Source organism: Bacteroides salyersiae (assembly GCF_031172035.1).
GTDB lineage: Bacteria > Bacteroidota > Bacteroidia > Bacteroidales > Bacteroidaceae > Bacteroides > Bacteroides salyersiae.
Window position 1 is genome coordinate 1575953 of sequence record NZ_CP133452.1, and the last position, 21184, is coordinate 1597136.

Annotated in this window: 14 protein-coding genes; 6 read left to right on the forward strand and 8 right to left on the reverse strand. The window is 44.5% G+C overall.

What is annotated here, in order from left to right:
* Positions 1-31: 31 nt before the first annotated feature.
* From RB604_RS05820 to RB604_RS05845, 6 genes are all read right to left on the reverse strand, one after another.
* On the reverse strand, positions 32-4024 hold the full coding sequence (locus RB604_RS05820; RefSeq protein ID WP_021936510.1) for an SUMF1/EgtB/PvdO family nonheme iron enzyme: 3993 nt from the start codon (positions 4022-4024) through the stop codon (positions 32-34).
* Between the two features lie 55 nt (positions 4025-4079).
* A complete protein-coding gene (locus tag RB604_RS05825) occupies positions 4080-4817 on the reverse strand; it encodes a cupin domain-containing protein (protein ID WP_007479104.1) in 738 nt (245 codons plus the stop codon).
* A 58-nt stretch (positions 4818-4875) separates the two neighbouring features.
* Complete coding sequence (locus tag RB604_RS05830; RefSeq protein ID WP_055293349.1) at positions 4876-5970, reverse strand: chorismate transformation FkbO/Hyg5 family protein; 1095 nt, start codon at positions 5968-5970, stop codon at positions 4876-4878.
* A gap of 19 nt (positions 5971-5989) precedes the next feature.
* Positions 5990-7765 (reverse strand): YncE family protein, encoded by a 1776-nt coding sequence (locus RB604_RS05835; protein WP_055293351.1) that lies wholly within the window; start codon positions 7763-7765, stop codon positions 5990-5992.
* 15 nt (positions 7766-7780) lie between these two features.
* Positions 7781-8581, reverse strand: a complete 801-nt coding sequence (locus RB604_RS05840; protein ID WP_044093619.1) for an IclR family transcriptional regulator — start codon at positions 8579-8581, stop codon at positions 7781-7783.
* 571 nt (positions 8582-9152) lie between these two features.
* Positions 9153-9656 carry an RNA polymerase sigma factor gene (locus tag RB604_RS05845; RefSeq protein ID WP_055293353.1) on the reverse strand — a complete coding sequence of 168 codons (504 nt, stop codon included), beginning with the start codon at positions 9654-9656 and terminating at the stop codon, positions 9153-9155.
* A 257-nt stretch (positions 9657-9913) separates the two neighbouring features.
* On the opposite strand from RB604_RS05845, the gene glsA reads away from it, so the two are divergent.
* Positions 9914-10732 carry a lyso-glycine lipid O-acyltransferase GlsA gene (gene glsA / locus RB604_RS05850; protein WP_005927108.1) on the forward strand — a complete coding sequence of 273 codons (819 nt, stop codon included), beginning with the start codon at positions 9914-9916 and terminating at the stop codon, positions 10730-10732.
* Positions 10733-10766: 34 nt separating this feature from the next.
* Positions 10767-11765 carry a glycine N(alpha)-acyltransferase GlsB gene (glsB, locus tag RB604_RS05855; protein WP_005927104.1) on the forward strand — a complete coding sequence of 333 codons (999 nt, stop codon included), beginning with the start codon at positions 10767-10769 and terminating at the stop codon, positions 11763-11765.
* Here the strand turns inward: glsB and RB604_RS05860 are convergent.
* Entirely contained in the window at positions 11737-13062 is a 1326-nt protein-coding gene (locus RB604_RS05860; RefSeq protein ID WP_005927100.1) for a deoxyguanosinetriphosphate triphosphohydrolase, read from the reverse strand. The genes glsB and RB604_RS05860 overlap by 29 nt on opposite strands.
* A 141-nt stretch (positions 13063-13203) precedes the next feature.
* Between RB604_RS05860 and dut the strand changes: the two genes are divergently transcribed.
* The 4 genes from dut (at position 13204) to RB604_RS05880 (ending at position 17405) form a co-directional block, all read left to right on the forward strand.
* Positions 13204-13638 (forward strand): dUTP diphosphatase, encoded by a 435-nt coding sequence (dut, locus tag RB604_RS05865; protein ID WP_005927097.1) that lies wholly within the window; start codon positions 13204-13206, stop codon positions 13636-13638.
* A gap of 154 nt (positions 13639-13792) precedes the next feature.
* The gene (locus RB604_RS05870; RefSeq protein WP_044093616.1) at positions 13793-15544 is read left to right on the forward strand and encodes a tetratricopeptide repeat protein; all 1752 of its coding nucleotides are present in this window, start codon (positions 13793-13795) and stop codon (positions 15542-15544) included.
* Positions 15541-16101: a lipoprotein insertase outer membrane protein LolB1 gene (lolB1, locus tag RB604_RS05875; RefSeq protein ID WP_007479092.1), complete on the forward strand. Its 561-nt coding sequence runs from the start codon at positions 15541-15543 to the stop codon at positions 16099-16101. Before RB604_RS05870 ends, lolB1 begins: the two co-directional genes overlap by 4 nt.
* Entirely contained in the window at positions 16098-17405 is a 1308-nt protein-coding gene (locus RB604_RS05880) for a murein hydrolase activator EnvC family protein (RefSeq protein ID WP_007479091.1), read from the forward strand. Before lolB1 ends, RB604_RS05880 begins: the two co-directional genes overlap by 4 nt.
* Before the next feature lie 110 nt (positions 17406-17515).
* Here the strand turns inward: RB604_RS05880 and RB604_RS05885 are convergent, their stop codons facing one another.
* Positions 17516-21133: a beta-sandwich domain-containing protein gene (locus RB604_RS05885; RefSeq protein WP_007479090.1), complete on the reverse strand. Its 3618-nt coding sequence runs from the start codon at positions 21131-21133 to the stop codon at positions 17516-17518.
* Positions 21134-21184 lie beyond the last annotated feature (51 nt).

Genomic DNA, 21184 nt, shown 5'->3' on the forward strand with positions numbered 1-21184 from the left:
ATATGGGTACATAGGTTTGGTATTGCAACGGTTAGTCTTCTATGATTACACGGAATCCTACATTGAACACCCGTTGATGCGGATAGTAGGCTTTACGGGCATAAGAAGTCGCGAATTTGGGACGCTCTATGTACGAACCGCCCCGTACTACCTTAAACTCGGAAGGTGTTTTCGCCTTTTCGGTATAAGGGTAAGGACGGTAGTCCGAACGTGTCCACTCGGCGATATTTCCATGCATGCTGTACAGACCGAAGGGGTTTGCCTGATAATTCTTGGAATCGACCTGGTTCATGGCTCCATCATTCACACTCTCTTCTTTAGGCAGATAAGAGTAATACTTATACCAATGTGAGTTTTTCGACATCGGTTGCGGGTCAATGCCGCTTACGGCCATCTGGTTACAACTTTCATCCGCCAGATTTTCCAGTTTGCCGAAATCGGTATTGGAATTGCCATACCAGAAATCCGAGTCGCTTCCGGCGCGGCAAGCCCATTCCCATTGTGCCTCTGTCGGTAGTGTGATGTTCAGACCGGTCTTCTCGCTCAGCTGTTTACAGTACTCCATTGCATCATTGTAGCTGACACGGATTACCGGTTGTTTCGGCTCATTGGCCGGGTAACCGAAGTGTACGTGGTCTTTCCATAATTGATCTACATACCGGCTGTCATGATCGGGGAAGATGACATTGTATTGTTCATTGGTAATTTCCACTTCACCCATCCAGAATCCTTTGGCGATTTTTACTTTAGACACAGGACGGTTGTCATCGGCGCCGTTCCAGCTACCCATCGGGAATTCTCCTGCGGGAATACGTACAAATGTGATTTGGATGCCCGGAGCCAATGTCACCTCTTTGCGGGTCTCTTTTTCATCGGCCAGCATGGCTCTGATTGCATCTGCATCGAAAGGCCAGTTTTTCACCTTTATATTCTTTTCTTTCACAGGTGCAGGAGCTTCCGGCATGACAGGAGTTATCTCTCCCTTGCCCTTCAGATAAGCCGCATAGTCTGCAATTTCCTTCTTCCAGTCTACTCCCATGCCATTGGCATATTTGTTGGTAAGCTCTGTACGGCGTTCAATCTGGTCGTAACCCTGGTAGGGGAAATCGGTAATCTTGTTGGCATTGAAATAGCCCTTGTCCGGAGCATTATAATCAATCCAATTGTACAACGTCCGCCACTCTTTATCGGTCAGTTCTACGTTGGCATGTCCTTTTTTAAGGATACGGATCAGTTCACTGGTGTTTGCATGATATTCGTACGGTTGCAAAACAGCCATGTCGGCTTCCGGGCCTTGGCGGTGCACATACGGGTGCAGATTCAGATAAGAAGGGCCGTAGCCGTGTTCATCTTTCTTTCCGGCACGAAGGTCGAATGCTTTTTCACCGTTGTGGCAGGCGATACAGGCACGGTCGAGGATCGGTTGTACTTCCAAGTCGAAAGTGAACGAGCGAACGCCACCTTCGGGTGCTTTGATGGAATGAGCGGCACGTTGAGAAGCAATCACGCGTTTGGGTACGGGGATTTGGTTCTGGTCTTCGTGGCATCCGATACAGGATACGATCTCACCCGGTTGTCCGGTCAGCCAGCTACGCATCCATTGGATGGCGGCACCGTCTTTGTCGACCGGTTGTATGGATATAGGCGTATTGGCCGGTATCTTGAAAATCACCGAACCGTCTTCTTCCACGGGCACGGTTCCCAACTGGCGCTTGATATCCCATCCGCTTTGAATCCCGTGCCAGTTGTGGTCGGATACGGTTTTCAGATAGGCGTATTCGTAGGCATGCAGACGGAGTTCTTTCACGGTTCCGCGAGGTACGTCACGCAGGCCTTCTCCTTCATAAATATCTTGGATAAATACGGTTGCTTCCTTTTCATTCAGTTTCACACGATCCGGAATGGCGGGCGGAGTAACATTTTTACGTACGATGATCGGGCTGATAAAGCCTTCACCTTCCTGTTTCATCAGGCAAGTCACATTGTCGAACACATCTACCAAATAGATGCCCCATAAATCCTGTGGATTCAGTTTGGCGGCTACCAAGTAGTATTTATCGTCCAACGGAGTCGGTTTGATGAACTGCGGCCATACACCGTTTACCAGTTCGTCTTTTATGATCTCTACGATCGGACGGTTACGATACGGAATCTCTTGCAACATACCTGCCGCACCTTTACGTGCTTTGGTCGGATCGAACAGTATCAGGCGGCCGGAGCGGGCAATGCCGTGGTGACCGGAAATGATGCCTACGAAAGCCGATGCGTGGCCGGGAAGAGGCTGGATGTCGAATGTGCTGTTCGGGAAGGCGGAGCCGCTTCCGAAGAGGGCTTTCTGTTCTGTGCCGTCCGGATTCATGTGCATCACGAAACGGGAGTAGTAGTGCATCAGGTCGGTATATTCCCAGCGTGTATACATCACACGTCCATTATTCATAACAACCGGATTCCAGTTGGCATCCTGGTCAAATGTGATGCGGCGCATATCCTGATTTTGGGGATTGTACAGAACCATGTTACCTACCGGGTCGGAACCACTGACGCAGGGAACTCCTTGGTAACCAATGTTGCTGATGGCAATCAGACGACCGTCGGGCAGATAAGTACCGTCATAGAATTCCAGGTCCGGTTCTTTGTTTTCGACTAATGTTTTGTAACCGGTTCCATCGAGTTTTACCTCATGTATGTTCCAGCGGTTGTCCGGCATGGTTGCGGTAAACATTACTCGGTCACCGTCCCAGTGCATTTTAAGGTCGGCAATGGATGAAGTGTTTTTCGGTTTATAGACCCGGCGCATCTGGATGTCACCGCGCAAATTGGATAATTCGACAATTTCCGCGTCGAAGCCGCTACGGCGGGCAGACTCCTGATTGCTCCAGTTATTGGATTGCGTACCTAAATCCGGTGCCATGGCCGTGCGGGCACGTGTACCTAACTTGAAACGGGTAGCTACAATTTTGTCACCATCCAACAGAGGATTGCCGAGCAGGATGGCCTGTTTGTTCTCTAATGCCTTGCGGGCATCTGCCAACGCCTGTGCGTTGTTTTGATAAATGGCGTTAAACCCTTTTTTAGAAAGGCTCAGCAGTTCATTGAATAGAGGTTCGTACTTTGCGGCATCGTACCCCTGTTGTTTTTTCATGTCGGCAAAAGCCAGTTTGATGGCTTCTATGTTGAGCCATTCCAGTTCGCTCTGTACCTCGTAGACATTTTGTATCTTCTCAAATAATTCGAGGTATTTACGTATCTGTGTGTCTATGTCTTTTTCTACTGCTACCTGCCGGATCAGGTCTTTGAAGTAAGCACTGTCTTTCAGCTTGTTGGCCATACCTTCTACTACCTGTTTTTCAATAGACGCATCAACAGTGACTAACCAAGTATCCAGTTCTCCCATTTGGCTGTTCAGCATTCCTATCTGGTCCGGATATTTCTCGGATAACTGTTTGGCAGCAGCCGTAGGCAGTACGTTCAATGCATGAAAAAATACACTGCCGGTATTTGAGGCATCGTCGATTCCTACTTCTGCTTCGAAACGTACATATTCGCTTTTGACCGGATAGATAAGTGTGCCGTTGGCATGGCAGAACATTCCGTGTTCGTAAGGTTTGCCTGCAATCCGGATCGGTTTGCCATTGGCATTTATGTTGGTTCTGGGTTTGTCCCAACCGGCTACACCGTATTCAAACGGTATCTGATCCAACCAGACGGAAGAACCGTCGGCTGTAATAAAGCGAGCGTTTCCCCATACGGCATGGTCATACCCGGTACCGTCGGGACCACCGGAGGTAATGAGTATGAGTTGGTTACAGTTTTTCAAGTCTACTACGAAAGGTTCGGCTTTATCTTTCGCTTTCATCCATTTGGATATGACGGGCATTCCCGCCTTTTGCAATTGCGAGCGTAATTCGGATTTCGCTTTCACTGAAGCGTCGATCCACGTCTCCGCTTTCTTGGGCTTCGGCCCGGCAAAGGCCAGGGCGGAAGCCGATAAGAATGCAAGAGCTATTAGCAAAGATTTATTCATGGAGTTGATAATAAGGTGTTGCTATTTTCTTGTTTTATAATGCAGCTTTGGATATTTATAACGCGGCTTTGGCATTGGTGAAACGCAATCCGGCATTGTCATGATAGGTAGCCCATTCGGAAACGATTGCTCCTTCGGGGCCGGCCATCAGGAAGTGGAAAGTAGTCAGTTGTTTCAACGGCAATACTTCACCTACTTGCTGTATTACGAAATTCTTGCTTTTGATAGGGCCGTGAGTAGCCGGTATGGCGGGTGCATTCGGAGTTTCTTCTCCAATTTCCGAGAAGTTGTAAGCCCATCCTTTTTCAACCATCCATGATTCGTGCTTGGCGGGGAACTTGGTGGCAACGTGCGCGTGCTCGGGGATCATTTGGCCGGGGAGCAGATAAATGGCGTGTGCAAAATATCTTTGTTCTTCATTGTTCACCCAAAAGATGCCTCCCATACCTACATTTTCAAAGTCTCCCAATCCGAAATCAGTGACCCACATATCGGTCGCCATCAATTTAGTGAAAGGAACATCATAGAATGCGAACATGTCTTTCATTGCCTCCATGGCAACATCTTGCTGGAATTTGCCGTCTTTGTAGAAATCGGCATTTGTGTACTTTTTGGAATAAGTCATTTCTTTTTTGTTTTTACAGTTGTTGTTATTACATTCGTTTTTGCATTGTTCGGTGCATGTTCCGTTTTCGCAACAGGTAGTTTCTGAATTGGATGTTTTGCCGGTACATGCAGCCATAGCGAGTATAACTACTCCTAAGGCTACTGATTTTGTTAGCTTTCTCTTCATTTTTGTTTATTTATTAGGTTAGTGATTTTGCTGTGGTGTAATCTGGAGGAATTGGGTTTTATTTTATGGCAATCCCTTCTATTTCGATTAATAACTCATCTCTACATACATCTGCACACATATAAGAGACAGGAATGGCCAGTTGATAACTGCTTAATACTTCGTACGCTTCCTTATAGTCGGATTTGTTTTTCAGATAGACGCGCAGCATTTTCAGTTGTGCATCTCCGGTCAGTTGGGCTATATTCTCCATTGTGATGTGAAGCTGCCGTTCGAGACCGACTCCGGTCAGGCTCTCTTCTCCCCGGATAGCGGCTGTACCCGATACGTAGATAAGTTTTCTGTCGTCGAACGTCATACTTTTGGCACGTTCGAACTTGGGTGTCGTCTTTTGTTGTTGGGCGGTTTCCAATACTTGCGGCGAGTAGGCATGGGCGGCAATCTGCAATTTGTTGTCGATCGGGGTAGCAAAGCAAGCAGGGCGTGTGAATACGGCGGCATCGATATCTACCAGAACACCGCCTAAGTTTGTCCCGATTCCGGTGGCTGCCGGATAACCGTTCGTCCATACTGCCTGATTGTAGAAATTGCTGCGTACGTTGTTGAACATTTGATAATGCTGGTCGGCACCGTCAAAACTGGTAATTTGTTCGATATAGTTCCATTGCCGGATGATATTTTCGATGGGGAAGTTCTCTTTGTGCAGAACCTCGCTTGCCAAGCGGAAGATTTCAACGGCCTGTTGTTGGATATTAAAATCCAGTATGTCGCTGTGAAAACCACCGGCAAAAAGAAAACGGCCGTCTGCATTCTCCAGCGTGACATATGGAAAACCTTTGTTGGGATGATAAGTGATGTGGTCATTTTCATCCGCCCGGTAGCTGTGTACCTCCAAAGTGAGGGCACCGTCCAACGCCGGTTGTGATACATAACTCATTACAGGCAGACGATCTTCATAACGTTGCTGTATCTTATTCCACAGGATGTTACGTCGTGTGACATATTCTTCATTGTTTGCCGGAGTACCGAAGAATACCAGTCTGAATATGGACTCGTCTTTCGGTAATTGCGCCAATAAGGTGTCTGCCATCGTTGTAAAATCTGCTACTTCGGTGGTATATATGTTATACCGTATTTTTTCGCAATAGTTCATGTTTTCCAGTGGTTTTGGTTTATAATGAGTTTACGTATTCTGTCAGTGCTTTGATTTCCTTTTTAGATACTTTTTTGTCAATTCCATGTTTATGTATTTCGAACACTTCTTCCATGGTGGCGGCACGGCCGTCGAATAGATAGGGTGCTGTGCGCCATACTTCACGAAGAGTAGGGGTATCCCATCCTTTTTCAAACTCGATGTCTTCACCGATACGGTGCATCTTCAGGTCGGTATAATAGGGGCCGCTATGGCATTCCGTACAGTTCAGTTTTTCAAAAATTTTTCGACCCTCTTTGGCGAGGTCGGACAGTTCGCCGTCGACCAGATAAGGGCTTGGAACAGGTCGCAGAGATTTCAGATAGGCATCTACACAAACGGCGTCTTCTTCGGTGATATCGAAGAATTGGATAAACTTGAAGCCGGCACGTACAGCCCATTCGGCGGTTTCACGGATACCGGATATCATGCTGGGAGGGGTAGGATGACTGAATAACAGACTCTTGCAGTTTTTGGAGTTGCCGACTCCATCGTTCATTAAATCCCAGTTCATACCGTCGGTACGGGCGTCTCCGGGATGGCATCCGTTGCAGCTTTGCCAATTTTGAAAACAATGGGATGCATCGTTGAAGTAACGTTCTCCTTTATTTTCCGCACTTTCTTCCCGGTCCGGATTCAGATTGACTGTGGCTATTTCGCAAGTTTGGGCGTCTACGATGTTTAGGATGTCGGCAAAATAAGTGGGAATATAGAGTTTACCATTCTCCATGATCATTTTGCGGGGGCCGTTTCCTTCCAATGGAATACGCTTGCGCAAGCCGTACAGGAATCTCAGGTCATAATCCAACATCGATTTGTTGGGATAATTCAGAAACTTGTCCAGCATTGCCTTATGATCGATAACGCTGATTTCATGGGTCCCGGAGTGGGTGATGAATAGTGTTTCGTCGTTGCAGACGATGCTCCAGATGCCTGCTGCTCCTCGTTCCGGCTCGTCAACAACAACCGCTCCGATGAATTCTTGTTTTGCTACATCTATGATGCTGAAGGCACTGGTGTTCATCCATCCTTGTTGCAATTGGGAAGTCGGAACAGTAAAACGGCCGAGATTATGTGATATATAAATATATTTACCATCAGGAGTCATGCAAATGCCGCGAAGTGCATTGCTTCCATTGGCCAGTTGTATGTCTTTTACCTTGGTGAAATCGCTCATTCTGATTACTGATACACAGGCAGCCACATAGTCGACGTCCGCCCGTTGGGCCGGCAGAAAATTTGTCACGAACAGGTACTCTCCGTCTTTACTGAACAGTGCTGATTTGGGTTCACGCAAGACTTTTACGGAACGGATAACTTGGTGGATTGCCGGATCGACCTCTGAAACCGTATTCTGGAATTGATTGCATACATATATGTGTTTTTTGTCCGGGCCGAATATCGGATAACAGGCACCGGAACCTGTTGCAATGGCGGTTTCCTGCTTGCCGGTTTCTAAAGAAATAATCTGTAAATGTCCGGTGGCAGCATTTGTAGTGACATATGCCTTGTCGGCATCCAGAAGAATACCGGTAGGAGATTCGTCTACCGGAATCGTACGCAGAAGTGTTTTACCATCCGGTGAGAAGATGCTGATGCGGTTTCTGCCTTTTTCTGTAATCAGAATTTCCCCTTTATCGTTCAAGGTGATATCTGTAGGAAAAAGTGGAGGATTTCCTGCAAAGACAAACGAAAGAGGACTGCACAAAAAAGCAGCTACGATTATCTTTTTCAATATTTGCTTGGGGGTGTTCATAGTATATATTTTTTCTTATATGTGACTATATCCTAACTCTCTTGAAATACATTGTGCCGTATCTTTTATATATTCTACGGATTGGCGGATTACCTCTTTCGATAGCCTGTCTTTGGGACCGGAAATCCAAATGGCACCACACGGGTAACTGGTATAATTAAAGATCGGTGTGCCGACGCAGACTACTCCGCTCAGTTCTTCTTCGTTGTCCATGGCATAGCCTTGTCTGCGTACTTTCTCCAGCTCTTCCATGTAAGCCTCCGGGGTCGTAATTGTACGTGCGTTGTAGCGTGTAAATTCCATCTGTGCCAGATAATAATCGCGGACAGTATTAGGAAGATAAGCCATGATAGCTTTTCCGGGCGCCGAACAATGCAGTTCGAAAGGTTTTCCCGGTGAAAGTACGAACCGGAAGGTATGGTGTCCTTGTGCCTGTTCGATAAATATGCCTTTTTGATCTCCTAATACTCCGAAGCAGGCTGTTTCTTTCACCTGATCACGCAAATTACGCAGATGCGGCAGGACAATTTCCAATAGATTGTGTTCGTTTAGCGATCTGAATCCAAGTGTCAATAGTTTACGGGATAATTTGTAATGCTTGGTATCTTCATTATATATAAGGTATCCTAACCGGACCAAAGTATTCAGAATCCGGTAAGCGGTAGTTTGCGAAATATCAAGTTCCGACTTGATTTCCTGCAATGTTTTCCCCATCGTGTAAAGTGACAGATACTCAAGGACTGCAATCCCTTTTTCAAGGTTCGGCACTTTATAGTTTTCTTCTGCTTTTTCCATGTTTTCTTTTACTTTTTCCATATTTGGAATAATCTTCCATGTTTGTTGTTCAAATATAAGGAAACATTTGGCAAAAGATGATAATGCCCCTGTAAAAAATGGTTAAATGTGTTGTAGAGTATGCTATGTCCGGAAATACTTGTTTGCGGATACTGATTGGCGTATGGGGATATCCGTATACTTGAGGTTTATGGAACGTATGTACGGCCCTTAGAAGACATTTGCACGGAGCATAGGGAGCAGAAACTTTCCTTTGCCCTGGATTACCTATGAATAGGATGTTTGAGCAAGGAAGGTGAAACCGGCGAAGGGGCGGGAAAAATACAGAGTACAAGCAGCTTTGCCGGTTGAATGTGATTTATCTGAAAAAGATACTGCATTTTTTGAAAATTCGCTATTTTTATGGCTGATTGGGGAGCGAATTACTTTTCGCTTCGGCTTACAGCGTTTTTGAAGCCGAACGATAATAAACTAAAAAAAAGGAGCAAGTGTGGAAGTTTCTTCCTCTTGCTCCTGAATTAATGCAGCTAAAAAATTACACTAAAAATTATATGGAAATTGATTAGTTGTCGGTTTAGGTCATATAATATGGTTATCTGAAATCTTTCAATTCTTCCTGTAACTTTTGGCGTGTAAAGAAGATCCTGCTCTTTACGGTTCCCAACGGGAGATTGAGCTTTTCTGCAATTTCGCGGTATTTGAATCCGGAAACATGCATTGCAAAAGGCACTTTGTATTCTTTTGGCAGCGAGTTTACTATGCGGTGCATTTCTTTCAGGTCATACGAACTTTCCGTACTCTCGAATCCCGATTCCTGCGGGAGGTTCAGGTGGTATAGGTTCTCTGTTCTGTCAACGAAAGTCTGATCACGTACTACTTTTCTGTAGTTGTTGATAAAGATATTGCGCATGATGGTGTACATCCATCCTTTAAAATTGGTATCCGGCATATATTTGTCCTCATTGTCCAATGCTTTTAATGAGGTCTCCTGCAACAAATCATTTGCTTCTTCTCTGTCCGTAGTCAGTTTGTATGCAAAACGCAGCAGTTCATCCTGAACTCCTATTAAATCTTTTCTGAAGCTTATACTTTTCATAATGTTGCTTTTTAAATTGTGAATATATCGTTGTTTATTTCGATGTTGCAAGTTTACGGCATTTTGCTGATTGCGATAGGGGGGATTTTATCTTTCTTTAGCCTGAAAACTATCAATTGATAGTTTTCAGGTCATTTTTGATAGTTTTCGGGCGTTATTTTTTCGCATTGCAAACCTTGATCCAGCATTTTCTGCCAAATTATTGCAATTAATAGAAAAGAACAATTAATTTTGCACAATCATTTTATCTATAACGAATGACTGACGACTCTTTGTTTTTAATAGATATCGATAAGATACTTCGGGCAAAAGCTCCGAAGCGGTATAAATATATCCCTAAATTTCTGATTTCTTATTTGAAGAAAATCGTGCATCAAGAGGAGATCAATGTCTTTCTTCAAGAGTCAAAAGACAAGTTAGGTGTTGACTTTTTAGAAGCTTCGCTTGATTTTCTGGATGCCAAGGTAGAAGTAAGGGGAGAAGAAAACTTACCTAAAGAGGGATTATATACGTTTGTATCGAATCATCCACTGGGCGGACAGGATGGAGTGGCTTTGGGCTATGTTCTCGGTAAATTCTACAATGGAAAGGTGAAATATCTGGTCAATGATTTATTAATGAATCTCAGAGGACTGGCACCGCTTTGTATTCCTATCAATAAGACCGGGAAACAGGCAAAAGATTTTCCGAAGATGGTGGAAGCGGGATTTAAATCGGATGACCAGTTGATTATGTTTCCTGCAGGACTTTGTTCGCGGCGTCGGAACGGAGTGATTCGTGATTTGGAGTGGAAAAAGACATTTATAGTAAAGAGTGTGCAGGCTCAGCGCGATGTGGTACCTGTACATTTCGGAGGACGGAACTCCGATTTCTTTTATAATCTGGCCAATATATGCAAGGCATTGGGTATTAAATTTAACATTGCCATGCTTTATCTGGCGGATGAAATGTTTAAAAACCGTCATAAGACATTTACAGTCACTTTTGGAAAACCGATTCCTTGGCAGACATTTGATAAATCGAAAACACCGGCGCAATGGGCGGAATACGTGAAGGACATCGTATATAAACTGTAAGAAGAGAAAAAGAACAATTACACTAACGAGGAATATGGAAGAGATTATTAAACCGATAAGCAAAGAGCTACTAAAAGCGGAATTGACAGAGGATAAACGGTTGCGCATGACCAATAAAAGTAATAATCAGATTTATATTATTACTGCTCAGAATGCTCCGAATGTAATGAAAGAAATCGGCCGTTTGCGTGAAATAGCTTTTCGTGCTGCCGGAGGTGGTACAGGCCTTTCCATGGATATTGATGAATACGATACAATGGAGAATCCTTATAAGCAACTCATTGTATGGAATCCTGAAGCGGAAGAAATATTGGGAGGATATCGTTATCTGTTAGGCACGGATGTACGGTTTGATGAAAAGGGAGCGCCGATACTGGCAACATCCCATATGTTCAATTTCTCGGAAAAGTTCCTTAAAGAATATTTGCCTACTACCATCGAACTGGGACGTTCGTTCGTTACGTTGGAATATCAGTCTACCCGTGCCGGAAGCAAAGGCTTGTTTGCTTTGGATAATTTATGGGATGGTTTGGGAGCGTTGACTGTGGTAATGCCTAATGTGAAGTATTTCTTTGGGAAAGTGACGATGTATCCGAGTTACCACCGCCAAGGACGCGATATGATTCTTTATTTCCTGAAGAAGCATTTCGGTGATAAGGACAAGCTGATTACTCCGATGCAGCCGTTGGTTATGGAGACGGAAGAAAAGGAACTCGCAGGGATCTTTAGTAAAGACTCGTTTAAGGATGATTATAAAATATTGAATTGTGAAATCCGCAAGTTGGGTTATAATATCCCGCCATTAGTCAATGCATATATGAGTTTGAGCCCTACCATGCGTATGTTCGGTACCGCTATCAATTATGAATTCGGTGACGTGGAAGAAACCGGTATATTGATAGCAGTAGACGAGATCCTTGAGGATAAACGTATGCGTCACATCCAATCGTTCATTGAGAATCATCCCGACGAATGTAAATTGACCTCTGGGGTTAATAAAGTATTTACACCGCAGGAAGACTGTTGCCGTTAATTTTGCGGTAAAGGTCTAAAGCAAAGACATCGGTCATTCCCGAAATATAATCAAGTACCGCCTGTATTCTTTCATAGAGTACGGGCGATTTTATGTTGTATTGCCCGGATACGCGGTTGATGAGAAGTTGCGAGTATGCTTTGTCCGGGGAGGTGACGGCATTGATCATCAACTCCAATAATGTGCTGATAACCCGGAAACCGGCAAGTTCGATGTCGAGCACATCGCGTGACCGGTAGATTTTTGCAAACGAAATCTCCGAACAGCGTCTATAAGCCTGTGCCGGTCTTTCCGATATTCTTTTTATAAGAGGATTTTCAAATGTTCCGGACAATATTTCGGATTCGTGTTCGAGGAATACCTTAGTACACTCTTTTATCAATAATCCGATGACGGAAGAACGCAAGTAGGCAATTTGTTCGTTGTTGTCGCTGACGATATGGAAGGTCTTGCGGATATGTTCTTTTCGCTCATCACTGAAGTAGGCCAGAAGTAATTCTTTTGTCTCATCGGTGGTCAGAATCTTTAATTTGTGGGCATCCTCGATATCCATCATTTGATAACAGATATCATCTGCCGCTTCTACCAGATATACCAATGGATGTCGGACATATTTTAAAGGATGAGCGTTGAGCTGTATTAAGCCCAATTCTGTGGCTATGCGCCGGAATCCTTCCTCTTCACTGGTGAAAAAACCGAACTTGGATTTATTTCCTGCAAGACTCGATGAAAAGGGGTACTTTACGATTGAAGCAAGGGTAGAATAGGTCATTGCGAATCCTCCTTTCCGCCGTCCTTCGAATTGGTGTGTAAGCAATCTGAATGCATTGGCATTTCCCTCAAAATGTGTCAAATCATCCCATTCCACCGGGGAGATTTGCTCATTCAGGAACTGCCCTTTTCCTTCGGAGAAGAAAGTAGAAATCGCTTTTTCCCCGGAATGGCCGAAGGGGGGATTGCCCAAATCGTGTGCAAGACAAGCGGCGGATACGATAGAACCTATTTCCGGCAGGAACGAATCGTACAGTTCCGGCTGGCGGGTAAGTATTGCTTTGGATACATCATTACCCAACGAACGGCCAACGCACGAAACCTCCAGACTGTGCGTTAAACGATTGTGGACAAAGATACTGCCGGGCAGAGGAAATACCTGTGTCTTATTTTGCAGACGGCGGAAAGGGGCCGAAAAAACAAGCCGGTCATAATCCCTTTGAAATTCCGAGCGGTTTTCTTGTCTGTCTTCATGGAATTCTTCCATTCCGAAACGTTTTGCTGAGATCAGTTTCCTCCAATCCATCTTTTTATTTACTATTTGACGGTTTACAATTTACTATTTGGCGATGTCTTGTTCTGTTTTCGCACATTATTTAACTGCAAATGTACGGAAATTCGATACAAATTATGTATTTTCGCCCGTTAAATAGTAAACATGCTGAATATGAACGTGAAAGTTATCAATAAATCGAAGCACCCGCTTCCGGCTTATGCCACCGGACTCTCTGCTGGAATGGATATTAGAGCAAATCTGTCGGAACCGCTTACACTGGCTCCCATGCAACGTTGTCTTGTGCCGACCGGCTTGTACATTGCGCTTCCTGAAGGCTTTGAGGCACAGATACGTCCCCGTAGCGGTTTGGCTTTAAAGAAAGGTATTACTGTCTTGAATTCTCCGGGTACTATAGATGCGGATTATCGCGGAGAAGTTTGCATCATTTTAGTAAATCTTTCTACTGAGACGTTTGTTATTGAAGATGGCGAACGGATTGCACAAATGGTGATTGCCCGTCACGAGCAGGCTGTATGGCAGGAAGTGGATGTCTTGAATGAGACGGAACGTGGTGCCGGTGGTTTCGGGCATACAGGTAGAGAGTAGTGTATAGTAGTTAAGTAGTCAAGTAGTTAAGTAGTCAAGTAGCAAGTAGTCAATACTATCCGCTACTTACTACTTGACTACTTAACTACTTGACTACTATACACTACTCACATACTTACTCCTAAATTATTAAATAACAAATTACGAAAAACGAATGAAAATAAGATTGTTACTCCTTTTGACGTTGGTAGGGATGTTGATCTCTTGTGGCTCTTCGCGCAGGATTGGAAAGGCGGATGTTGCCGGAACCCGGCAGCGGATAACGCTTTCACCTGAGCAACAACGCAAATACGACTATTTCTTCCTTGAAGCCACCCGGTTGAAAGTAAAAAAGGAGTATGATGCTGCGTTTGATTTACTGAAACATTGCTTGACTATCGATCCTTATGCCGCTTCGGCACTTTATGAGATTTCTCAATATTATATGTTTCTTAAGCAGGTGCCGCAGGGACAGGCTGCTTTGGAAGCGGCAGTAGAGAACGCACCTGATAATTATTGGTACAATCAGGCACTTGCCAGCCTTTATCAGCAACAGGATGAGAAAGAGAAGGCAATAGATATACTTGAAGCAATGGCAGTCCGTTTTCCAGCGAAGAAAGATGCCTTGTTTGCTCTGATCGATTTATACAACCAGAAGCAAGATTATGGAAAAGTGATCGAAACACTGGATCGTCTGGAAGAGAAGCTCGGAAAAAACGAGCAGCTTACGATGGAGAAGTTTCGTATTTATTTGCAAATGAAGGATGATAAGAGCGCTTTCCGTGAAATAGAAGGGTTGGTGAAAGAATACCCAATGGATATGCGTTATCAGGTGATTTTGGGTGATGTATATATGCAAAATGGTAAACAGCAAGAAGCCTATGATATTTATCAAAAAGTGCTTGCTTCCGAGCCGGATAACGTTATGGCCCGTTTTTCTCTTGCATCTTATTATGAGCAGACGGGGCAAAAGGATTTGTACAGGCAACAAATCGATTCGCTACTGCTGAATAAGAAAGTGCCGGCAGATACAAAACTGAATGTGATGCGTCAGATCATTGCGCAGAATGAACAGGCAGAAGCGGACAGTACGGATGTAATTTCGCTTTTCGACCGGATTCTTCAGCAGGATACGGAAGATGATCAGATTCCGATGTTATATTCTCAATATCTTTGGGCTAAAAATTTGAAGGAAGCTTCCGTACCGGTGTTGGAACGGGTTGTTCAGATCGATCCCACTAATAAGGCTGCCCGTTTGATGCTTTTGGAGATAGCCGTACAAAAGAGTGATTTTGACCAGGTGATAAAAATTTGCGAACCGGGTATCGAAGCAACTCCCGATGCGCTTGAGTTCTATTTTTATCTGGCCATTGCCTATAACCAGGCGGAGCGTCATGATGAGGCGCTTGCCATCTGCCGGAAAGCTTTGGAGAATGCTACACCGGACAGTAAAAAAGAGGTCTTGTCTGATTTCTATTCTATCATGGGTGATATTTATCATACCAAAAAGCAGATGGCAGATGCATACAATGCATACGATTCCGCGTTGGTTTACAATCCGTCCAATATAGGTGCTTTGAATAATTATGCTTACTATCTGTCGGTAGAACGGCGTGATCTTGACAAGGCCGAGGAAATGAGTTATAAGACGGTAAAAGCCGAACCTGATAATGCTACTTTTCTTGATACGTATGCCTGGATACTGTTTGAAAAGGGGAATTACGCCGAGGCGCGTATCTACATCGATAATGCGATGAAAAGCGATCAGGAAAAAAGTGATGTCATCGTAGAGCATTGTGGTGATATTTATTATATGACCGGTGATGTGGATGGGGCTTTGAAATATTGGCAGCAAGCTCTGGATATGGGTAGCAAGTCGAAAACGTTGAAAGAAAAGATAAAGAAGAAGAAATATATTGCGGAATGAGGAAGATTCTATATTTGTTGCTGCTAATGGTTGGGTTGGCCGGTTGCCGCAGTTCAAAGCAGGCTGCTGGCATAGCTGTTCCCGAAACAGCACACTATTTGTCGTCAAGGCTTCAACTGACTATACCTTCCGGAACAAATGGGAGTATAACTACCGGAGGAACGATGAAAATGAAGGGAGGCGAGCGTGTGCAACTCTCCATACTTATGCCTATTTTACGTACAGAGATAGCCCGCTTGGAGATAACTCCCGATGAAATTCTGCTTGTCGACCGAATGAATAAGCGTTATGTTCGTGCTTCGCGTAGCGAATTGAATGATATTCTACCTAAAGAGGCCCGATTTTCTAAATTGGAGAAACTGCTTTTGGATGCTTCATTGCCTGAAGGGAAATCAGAATTGAGTGGTAAAGAATTAGGAATACCTTCCTTGGAGAAAGCAAAAGTGCGGTTGTACGATTTTTCATCCAAAGAGTTTGTAATGACTCCTACGGAGATTTCCGACAGATATACTCAAGTGCCGCTTACGGAATTGTTAAATATGCTGACTAAATTATGATGAAACGCATCTTTGTATTATTGGCATGTATCTTTTTGGGGGCTGTTTCGCTTTCTGCCCAAAGCAGTAAGTTGATCAAGGAGCTGGAAAGCAAACGTGGCGAATTGCAGAAGCAAATTGCCGATACGGAGTCATTGTTGAAAAATACAAAGAAAGACGTAGGCAGTCAGTTAAATAGTCTTGTTTTGCTGACCGGGCAGATTGAAGAACGTAAACGCTACATTCTTGCCATCAACAATGATGTGGAAGCCCTTGAACGCGAATTGAATGCATTGGAGCGTCAGCTTCGTACGTTGCAGCGTGATTTGCAGGATAAGAAAAAGAAATATGAATCGTCTGTGCAATACCTGTACCGGAATAAGTCGGTTGAAGAAAAACTGATGTTTATTTTTTCGGCCAAAAGTTTGGGACAGACTTATCGCCGGCTTCGTTATGTACGTGAATATGCCACTTATCAACGGCTTCAGGGAGAAGAAATATTGAAGAAGCAAGAGCAGATTAAAAAGAAAAGGGCCGAGTTGCAACAGGTCAAGAAGGCTAAAGAGAATCTGTTGAAGGACCGCGAACTGGAGAAACAGAAACTCGAAAGCCAAGAGAAAGAGAAACGTGCATTGATTACCAGCCTGCAAAAAAAGCAGAAGGGGCTTCAGAATGAAGTAAGCAAGAAAAGACGTGAAGCCAATCAGCTTAATGCCCGTATCGATAAGCTGATAGCCGAAGAGATAGAACGTGCCCGGAAGCGTGCTGCCGAAGAGGCTCGCCGGGAGGCTGCGGCTCGTAAGAAAGCGGAAAGCAAGGAGGGTAAATCGTCTTCCGCTTCAAGAGGAACGACGAAGAAAGCCGCTCCTTTGGAAGCTTATAGCATGAGTAAGGCCGATCGTGAGTTATCCGGTAATTTTGCCGGTAATCGTGGTAAATTGCCCATGCCTATTTCCGGCCCTTATATTATTACCAGTCATTATGGACAGTATGCTGTCGAAGGATTGCGGAATGTAAAGTTGGATAATAAAGGAATCGATATTCAAGGAAAGCCGGGAGCGCAGGCAAGGGCTATATTTGACGGTAAGGTGGCTGCCGTTTTCCAACTGAATGGACTATTTAATGTTCTGATCCGTCACGGCAATTATATCTCAGTTTATTGTAACCTGTCTTCCGCGTCTGTTAAGTCGGGAGATACAGTGAAAACCAAGCAGGCTATCGGGCAGGTCTTTTCGGATGCTACTGATAACGGACGTACCGTGTTGCATTTCCAATTGAGAAAAGAAAAGGAAAAGTTGAATCCGGAACCTTGGCTGAATCGGTGACCGGATGTAGGGGCGTAATTAGGATGATAATGAAAATGTGCCAATTAGTAATGTAGTCAGATCTGTTTGCATACTAATTGGCACATTGATTACCGGTCTCTTGTCAATTCTTATTTGTATACTTCGAATTCGTAGATACGAGCATCTTTACCTTCGGCGTCTTGTACCGGGTTAGTTACTAAAAGGCGGATATAACGTGCCTGCGCGGGTTGGGGTAGTTGGCGCTCCACTTTATTGCGACTGTTGCCGTCAATCCGGTCCAGGGTCTTCCATTCTTCATCCGGATGATTCTTTCCTTGCAGGAAACATCCTTTTGTCACATAACTATGACTTTCTTCTCCGGCGTTGATTAGTTTCCAGCCACTGATGTGCTGCTGTTTACCTAAGTCGAAATCTACGTAATTCGGGGTCATACCGGTATCACACCATTTGGTATCCTTGTTGCCGTCAATCATGTATTCCGGCTTTTCATATGGGTTGGCATATCCCGAATATGACAGGATTTCGGCAGTCTTAAGCAGATTCTCTTTATTGGGATTATCATCAGTAGGGACACCGGTGTGGTTTCCTTTAATGGCTGTACGGAATAACCTGGATGCAGCAGTTACTTCCGGCAGGTTCTCGTTTGCCAATGTAGCAGCGAATAAGACGATCTTATCATTTTTTGGCAGGATAATGCTCGTAGCACCTTTGGGAATATGGATACCGAACTTAAACATATAGGTGAATTCATAGGGGTGGTCTTCACCGGAAGAATGTCGATGGGTACCTACATAGGCTATTTCTGCATCTTTCAGATAGCCCTTCGTATGATTGGTGTGTCCCCATTGGCCGATGAAACCTGTATACGACGGTATGACAAGTTCTGTTTTGCTTTTTCCGCAGCAGAATGTAGCGGCACAGTCGTTGTCTGATGCGGAGGCAGCCAGGAAGTATAGGCGTGTATATGTATTTCCGGATGGCAGGAGAATCGTATCTCCTTTGCAGGTCATGCCGTTAAAACTGTCTTTCTCTCCTAAATGGAAAGGTACCTGATTGATAAAAATTGAATCCGGCAGTAACTCGGCTGCATATGAATATCCTGATTCAAAATTAGCCTCTCCTCGGAATTCATTGAACGAGGCACATTTCCGGTCATAGTTCAGCGAAAGGTTGGCATATTCTGACCGGTAATCCGGTTGCATTGACTTCTTTAAGCGTACTTTGAATGTTTGGATAGAGTAAGGTTTAATATGGATCTGCAATTGGTTGCTATTAAAGGTTGCGTTGCCGATGTTTTTTTCGGTACCGTCGGCTTCGTTGGCGCTGAGAATATCTCCGGCAAATGACAAGGTTGCTTGTTGGATGCTTTTCCCTCCGGTTTCATATACACGTATTACGTACTCGTCCGAACTTTCCGCTTTTTTAATTGCTTTGATAATTACATTACGGTTGTTGGAAGTAACGAAAGAGAATTCTTTACCCAATGTTCCTTTATGCTTGTCGGTTTGGAAGGCCTTCAGGCGTTGGTTCATGAGTTCTGCCTTCTCTACGGTACTCGTGTGATCTAATGCTCCGGAATGACCGATGAGGCTGTAAGTGAAACAGTGGTGGCCATAGTCCTGACGGTCTTGATAAGCATAATTATGGGTTGTTCCCGGTGTATGGAGCAGTGTCAGGCGTAGGGTATGGTCGTTCGGTTTGTCCCAACCATATTTGCTGTCGTTCAGGAACGACACACCATAACTGTTGTCCCGGTGAGTCAGGTCTGCCCAGTAATGTGCATACACTTCATAAGCGGTGTCGGTATTGTTGCCTCGTTTCACACTTCCGATCCCCAAATCATAGGTTGCTTCCCGGTTTTCCACGTTTAAGGGAAATTCTGCTTTTAATAAAGCATTGGTCGATTGCCAGTCTACTTCATTGTAAAAGTCGATCCGTTCGGCACGGCTGCCTTCATAAAGCCGTATATATTGCTTGAAGACCGATTCTCCATGAGTTTTCTCAATGCAGAGCGTTTTACGGAGATTGCCGTTTTCAATTTGTGATATTTTCACATTTCCGGTGATGGAAATCGGCTCCCTGTCAATGGTTTCTTTGATGATTTCCCAAGCAGGCCAAGGGTGTGATTCATTTTCAGTAAAGAGTGCCAGGCGAATTACCTTTCCCTGCTTTACCAATTCTTTGTGGTTGATCTTGTCAAGGAGTGAGCATATGTCTCCATTCTCATCCAATGTTATTTTGTAAATAGAGTTTTCGATTGTGTGATTGGCTACGTCAACCGGGTTGTTTGTACTGCCCGAAGTGCGGATATCATATACGGCATAGCCGGTGGCCGGTACGGAAGCGTCTATCAGCAGTTGTGCTTTTCCGTCAGCATAGTTCAGCAATTGTGCTGCTACCTTTTTCCCGTTCATGTCATAAACAGTAATACCTTTCGGAGCCGATGGTAAGGTGATTTCCACTTCTGCTATATCCTGTACCGGGAATCCCAATGCATTGTATAATATCACGGGCGTTCCTTTGACGCGTGTATCCATTTGACCGGCAATGGAACGAATGGAGGAAGTGAGGACATTTGAAAACTGTTTGAGAGAAATTAACTCGTCATTCCAGGAAAATTCGTATGCTCGTGGAATACTCGTACCTGTCAGGTCATCATGGAATTGGTGATAGATGAAACGTTTCCAGGCTTCGGAAAGGGTAGAACCGGGATAACTTGCCTGGTTCAGCCATTCAGCCGTTACGGCCGCTCTTTCTGCTGCATCACCCATAAGCTCGTTTTGACGGTTGTATAGTTTCATGGCTGCCTGTGATGTGTAACATCCTGTTCCATGCACATCCATTAATAATTCTCCGTTGAATACGGGTAATTCCGGATGGTTATCATAAGGCTGGAAGTCTTTGAACAACTGGTCGCTGGTTGCGCTGATCACTTCGAGGGGGCCGTCACCTTTGATGCCTTTCTCAACGGAACGTACCGAACCGATTGTTGGCGAACCGCCTATGTCTCCGGTACCGTAATAACGATATACCATGTTGAGGGGAGTGCGTGTTGTCAGTTCAAGCAGTTGTTTGTTTTCCGACAGATCTTCATCGTCCCATCTTTTTCCGTAATCATATCCGTGGGCAAACATGATGGAAGCGCCATCTATCCCTTTCCATAACCCGATGGTAAATGGATATTTGTTTTTACCGTAGAAAGGTTTGTTGCGCCAATCCAATTTTTGTGATGAGAAGCCGATCAATCCACAATGGGCGGCAATGGTCGGTAGCGTCCAGCCGAAACCGAAACAGTCCGGTAAAAAAATGTCGGTACTTTCAACACCGAATTCTTGCCGGTAATATTCCTGTCCGAGCATAATGTTACGGATAACTGATTCCGTAGATGGTACAAGAACATCGTTGGCATCCCAACTGGCACCACTGATGTGCCAGCGCCCTTCTCGGATGTACTTTTTCATTTCTTCGTATTGTGCCGGATAATATTCTTTCATCCAGGCATATTTCACCCCTCCTTCAAAGTTGAAGATGTAGTCGGGATATTGCTTCAGTAGAAGAAGGTTCTGACTGATGGTGTTCCATACATGGTGTTTGATGGTGGTTTGCACATCCCAGTTCCATTGAGTGTCAAGATGCGCATCTGCAACCACGTAGGCTTTAGGCTTTTTTTCCGGCTGCGTATTTTGTGCGTAGGAACCGCCGCATAGCAGTAGAGCCGTTGCCATTAAGGCAATGTGTCTTTTCATTTTGGTCTGTTTTATAGTTTATATATTTCTTGGTTAATAACCTGTTTTTTA

Coding starts and splice junctions, on each gene's coding strand:
- RB604_RS05820 (WP_021936510.1), bottom strand. CDS start 4,024: ATGAATAAATCTTTGCTAATAGCTCTTGCATTCTTATCGGCTTCCGCC.
- RB604_RS05825 (WP_007479104.1), bottom strand. CDS start 4,817: ATGAAGAGAAAGCTAACAAAATCAGTAGCCTTAGGAGTAGTTATACTC.
- RB604_RS05830 (WP_055293349.1), bottom strand. CDS start 5,970: ATGAACTATTGCGAAAAAATACGGTATAACATATATACCACCGAAGTA.
- RB604_RS05835 (WP_055293351.1), bottom strand. CDS start 7,765: ATGAACACCCCCAAGCAAATATTGAAAAAGATAATCGTAGCTGCTTTT.
- RB604_RS05840 (WP_044093619.1), bottom strand. CDS start 8,581: ATGGAAAAAGTAAAAGAAAACATGGAAAAAGCAGAAGAAAACTATAAA.
- RB604_RS05845 (WP_055293353.1), bottom strand. CDS start 9,656: ATGAAAAGTATAAGCTTCAGAAAAGATTTAATAGGAGTTCAGGATGAA.
- glsA (WP_005927108.1), top strand. CDS start 9,914: ATGACTGACGACTCTTTGTTTTTAATAGATATCGATAAGATACTTCGG.
- glsB (WP_005927104.1), top strand. CDS start 10,767: ATGGAAGAGATTATTAAACCGATAAGCAAAGAGCTACTAAAAGCGGAA.
- RB604_RS05860 (WP_005927100.1), bottom strand. CDS start 13,062: ATGGATTGGAGGAAACTGATCTCAGCAAAACGTTTCGGAATGGAAGAA.
- dut (WP_005927097.1), top strand. CDS start 13,204: ATGAACGTGAAAGTTATCAATAAATCGAAGCACCCGCTTCCGGCTTAT.
- RB604_RS05870 (WP_044093616.1), top strand. CDS start 13,793: ATGAAAATAAGATTGTTACTCCTTTTGACGTTGGTAGGGATGTTGATC.
- lolB1 (WP_007479092.1), top strand. CDS start 15,541: ATGAGGAAGATTCTATATTTGTTGCTGCTAATGGTTGGGTTGGCCGGT.
- RB604_RS05880 (WP_007479091.1), top strand. CDS start 16,098: ATGATGAAACGCATCTTTGTATTATTGGCATGTATCTTTTTGGGGGCT.
- RB604_RS05885 (WP_007479090.1), bottom strand. CDS start 21,133: ATGAAAAGACACATTGCCTTAATGGCAACGGCTCTACTGCTATGCGGC.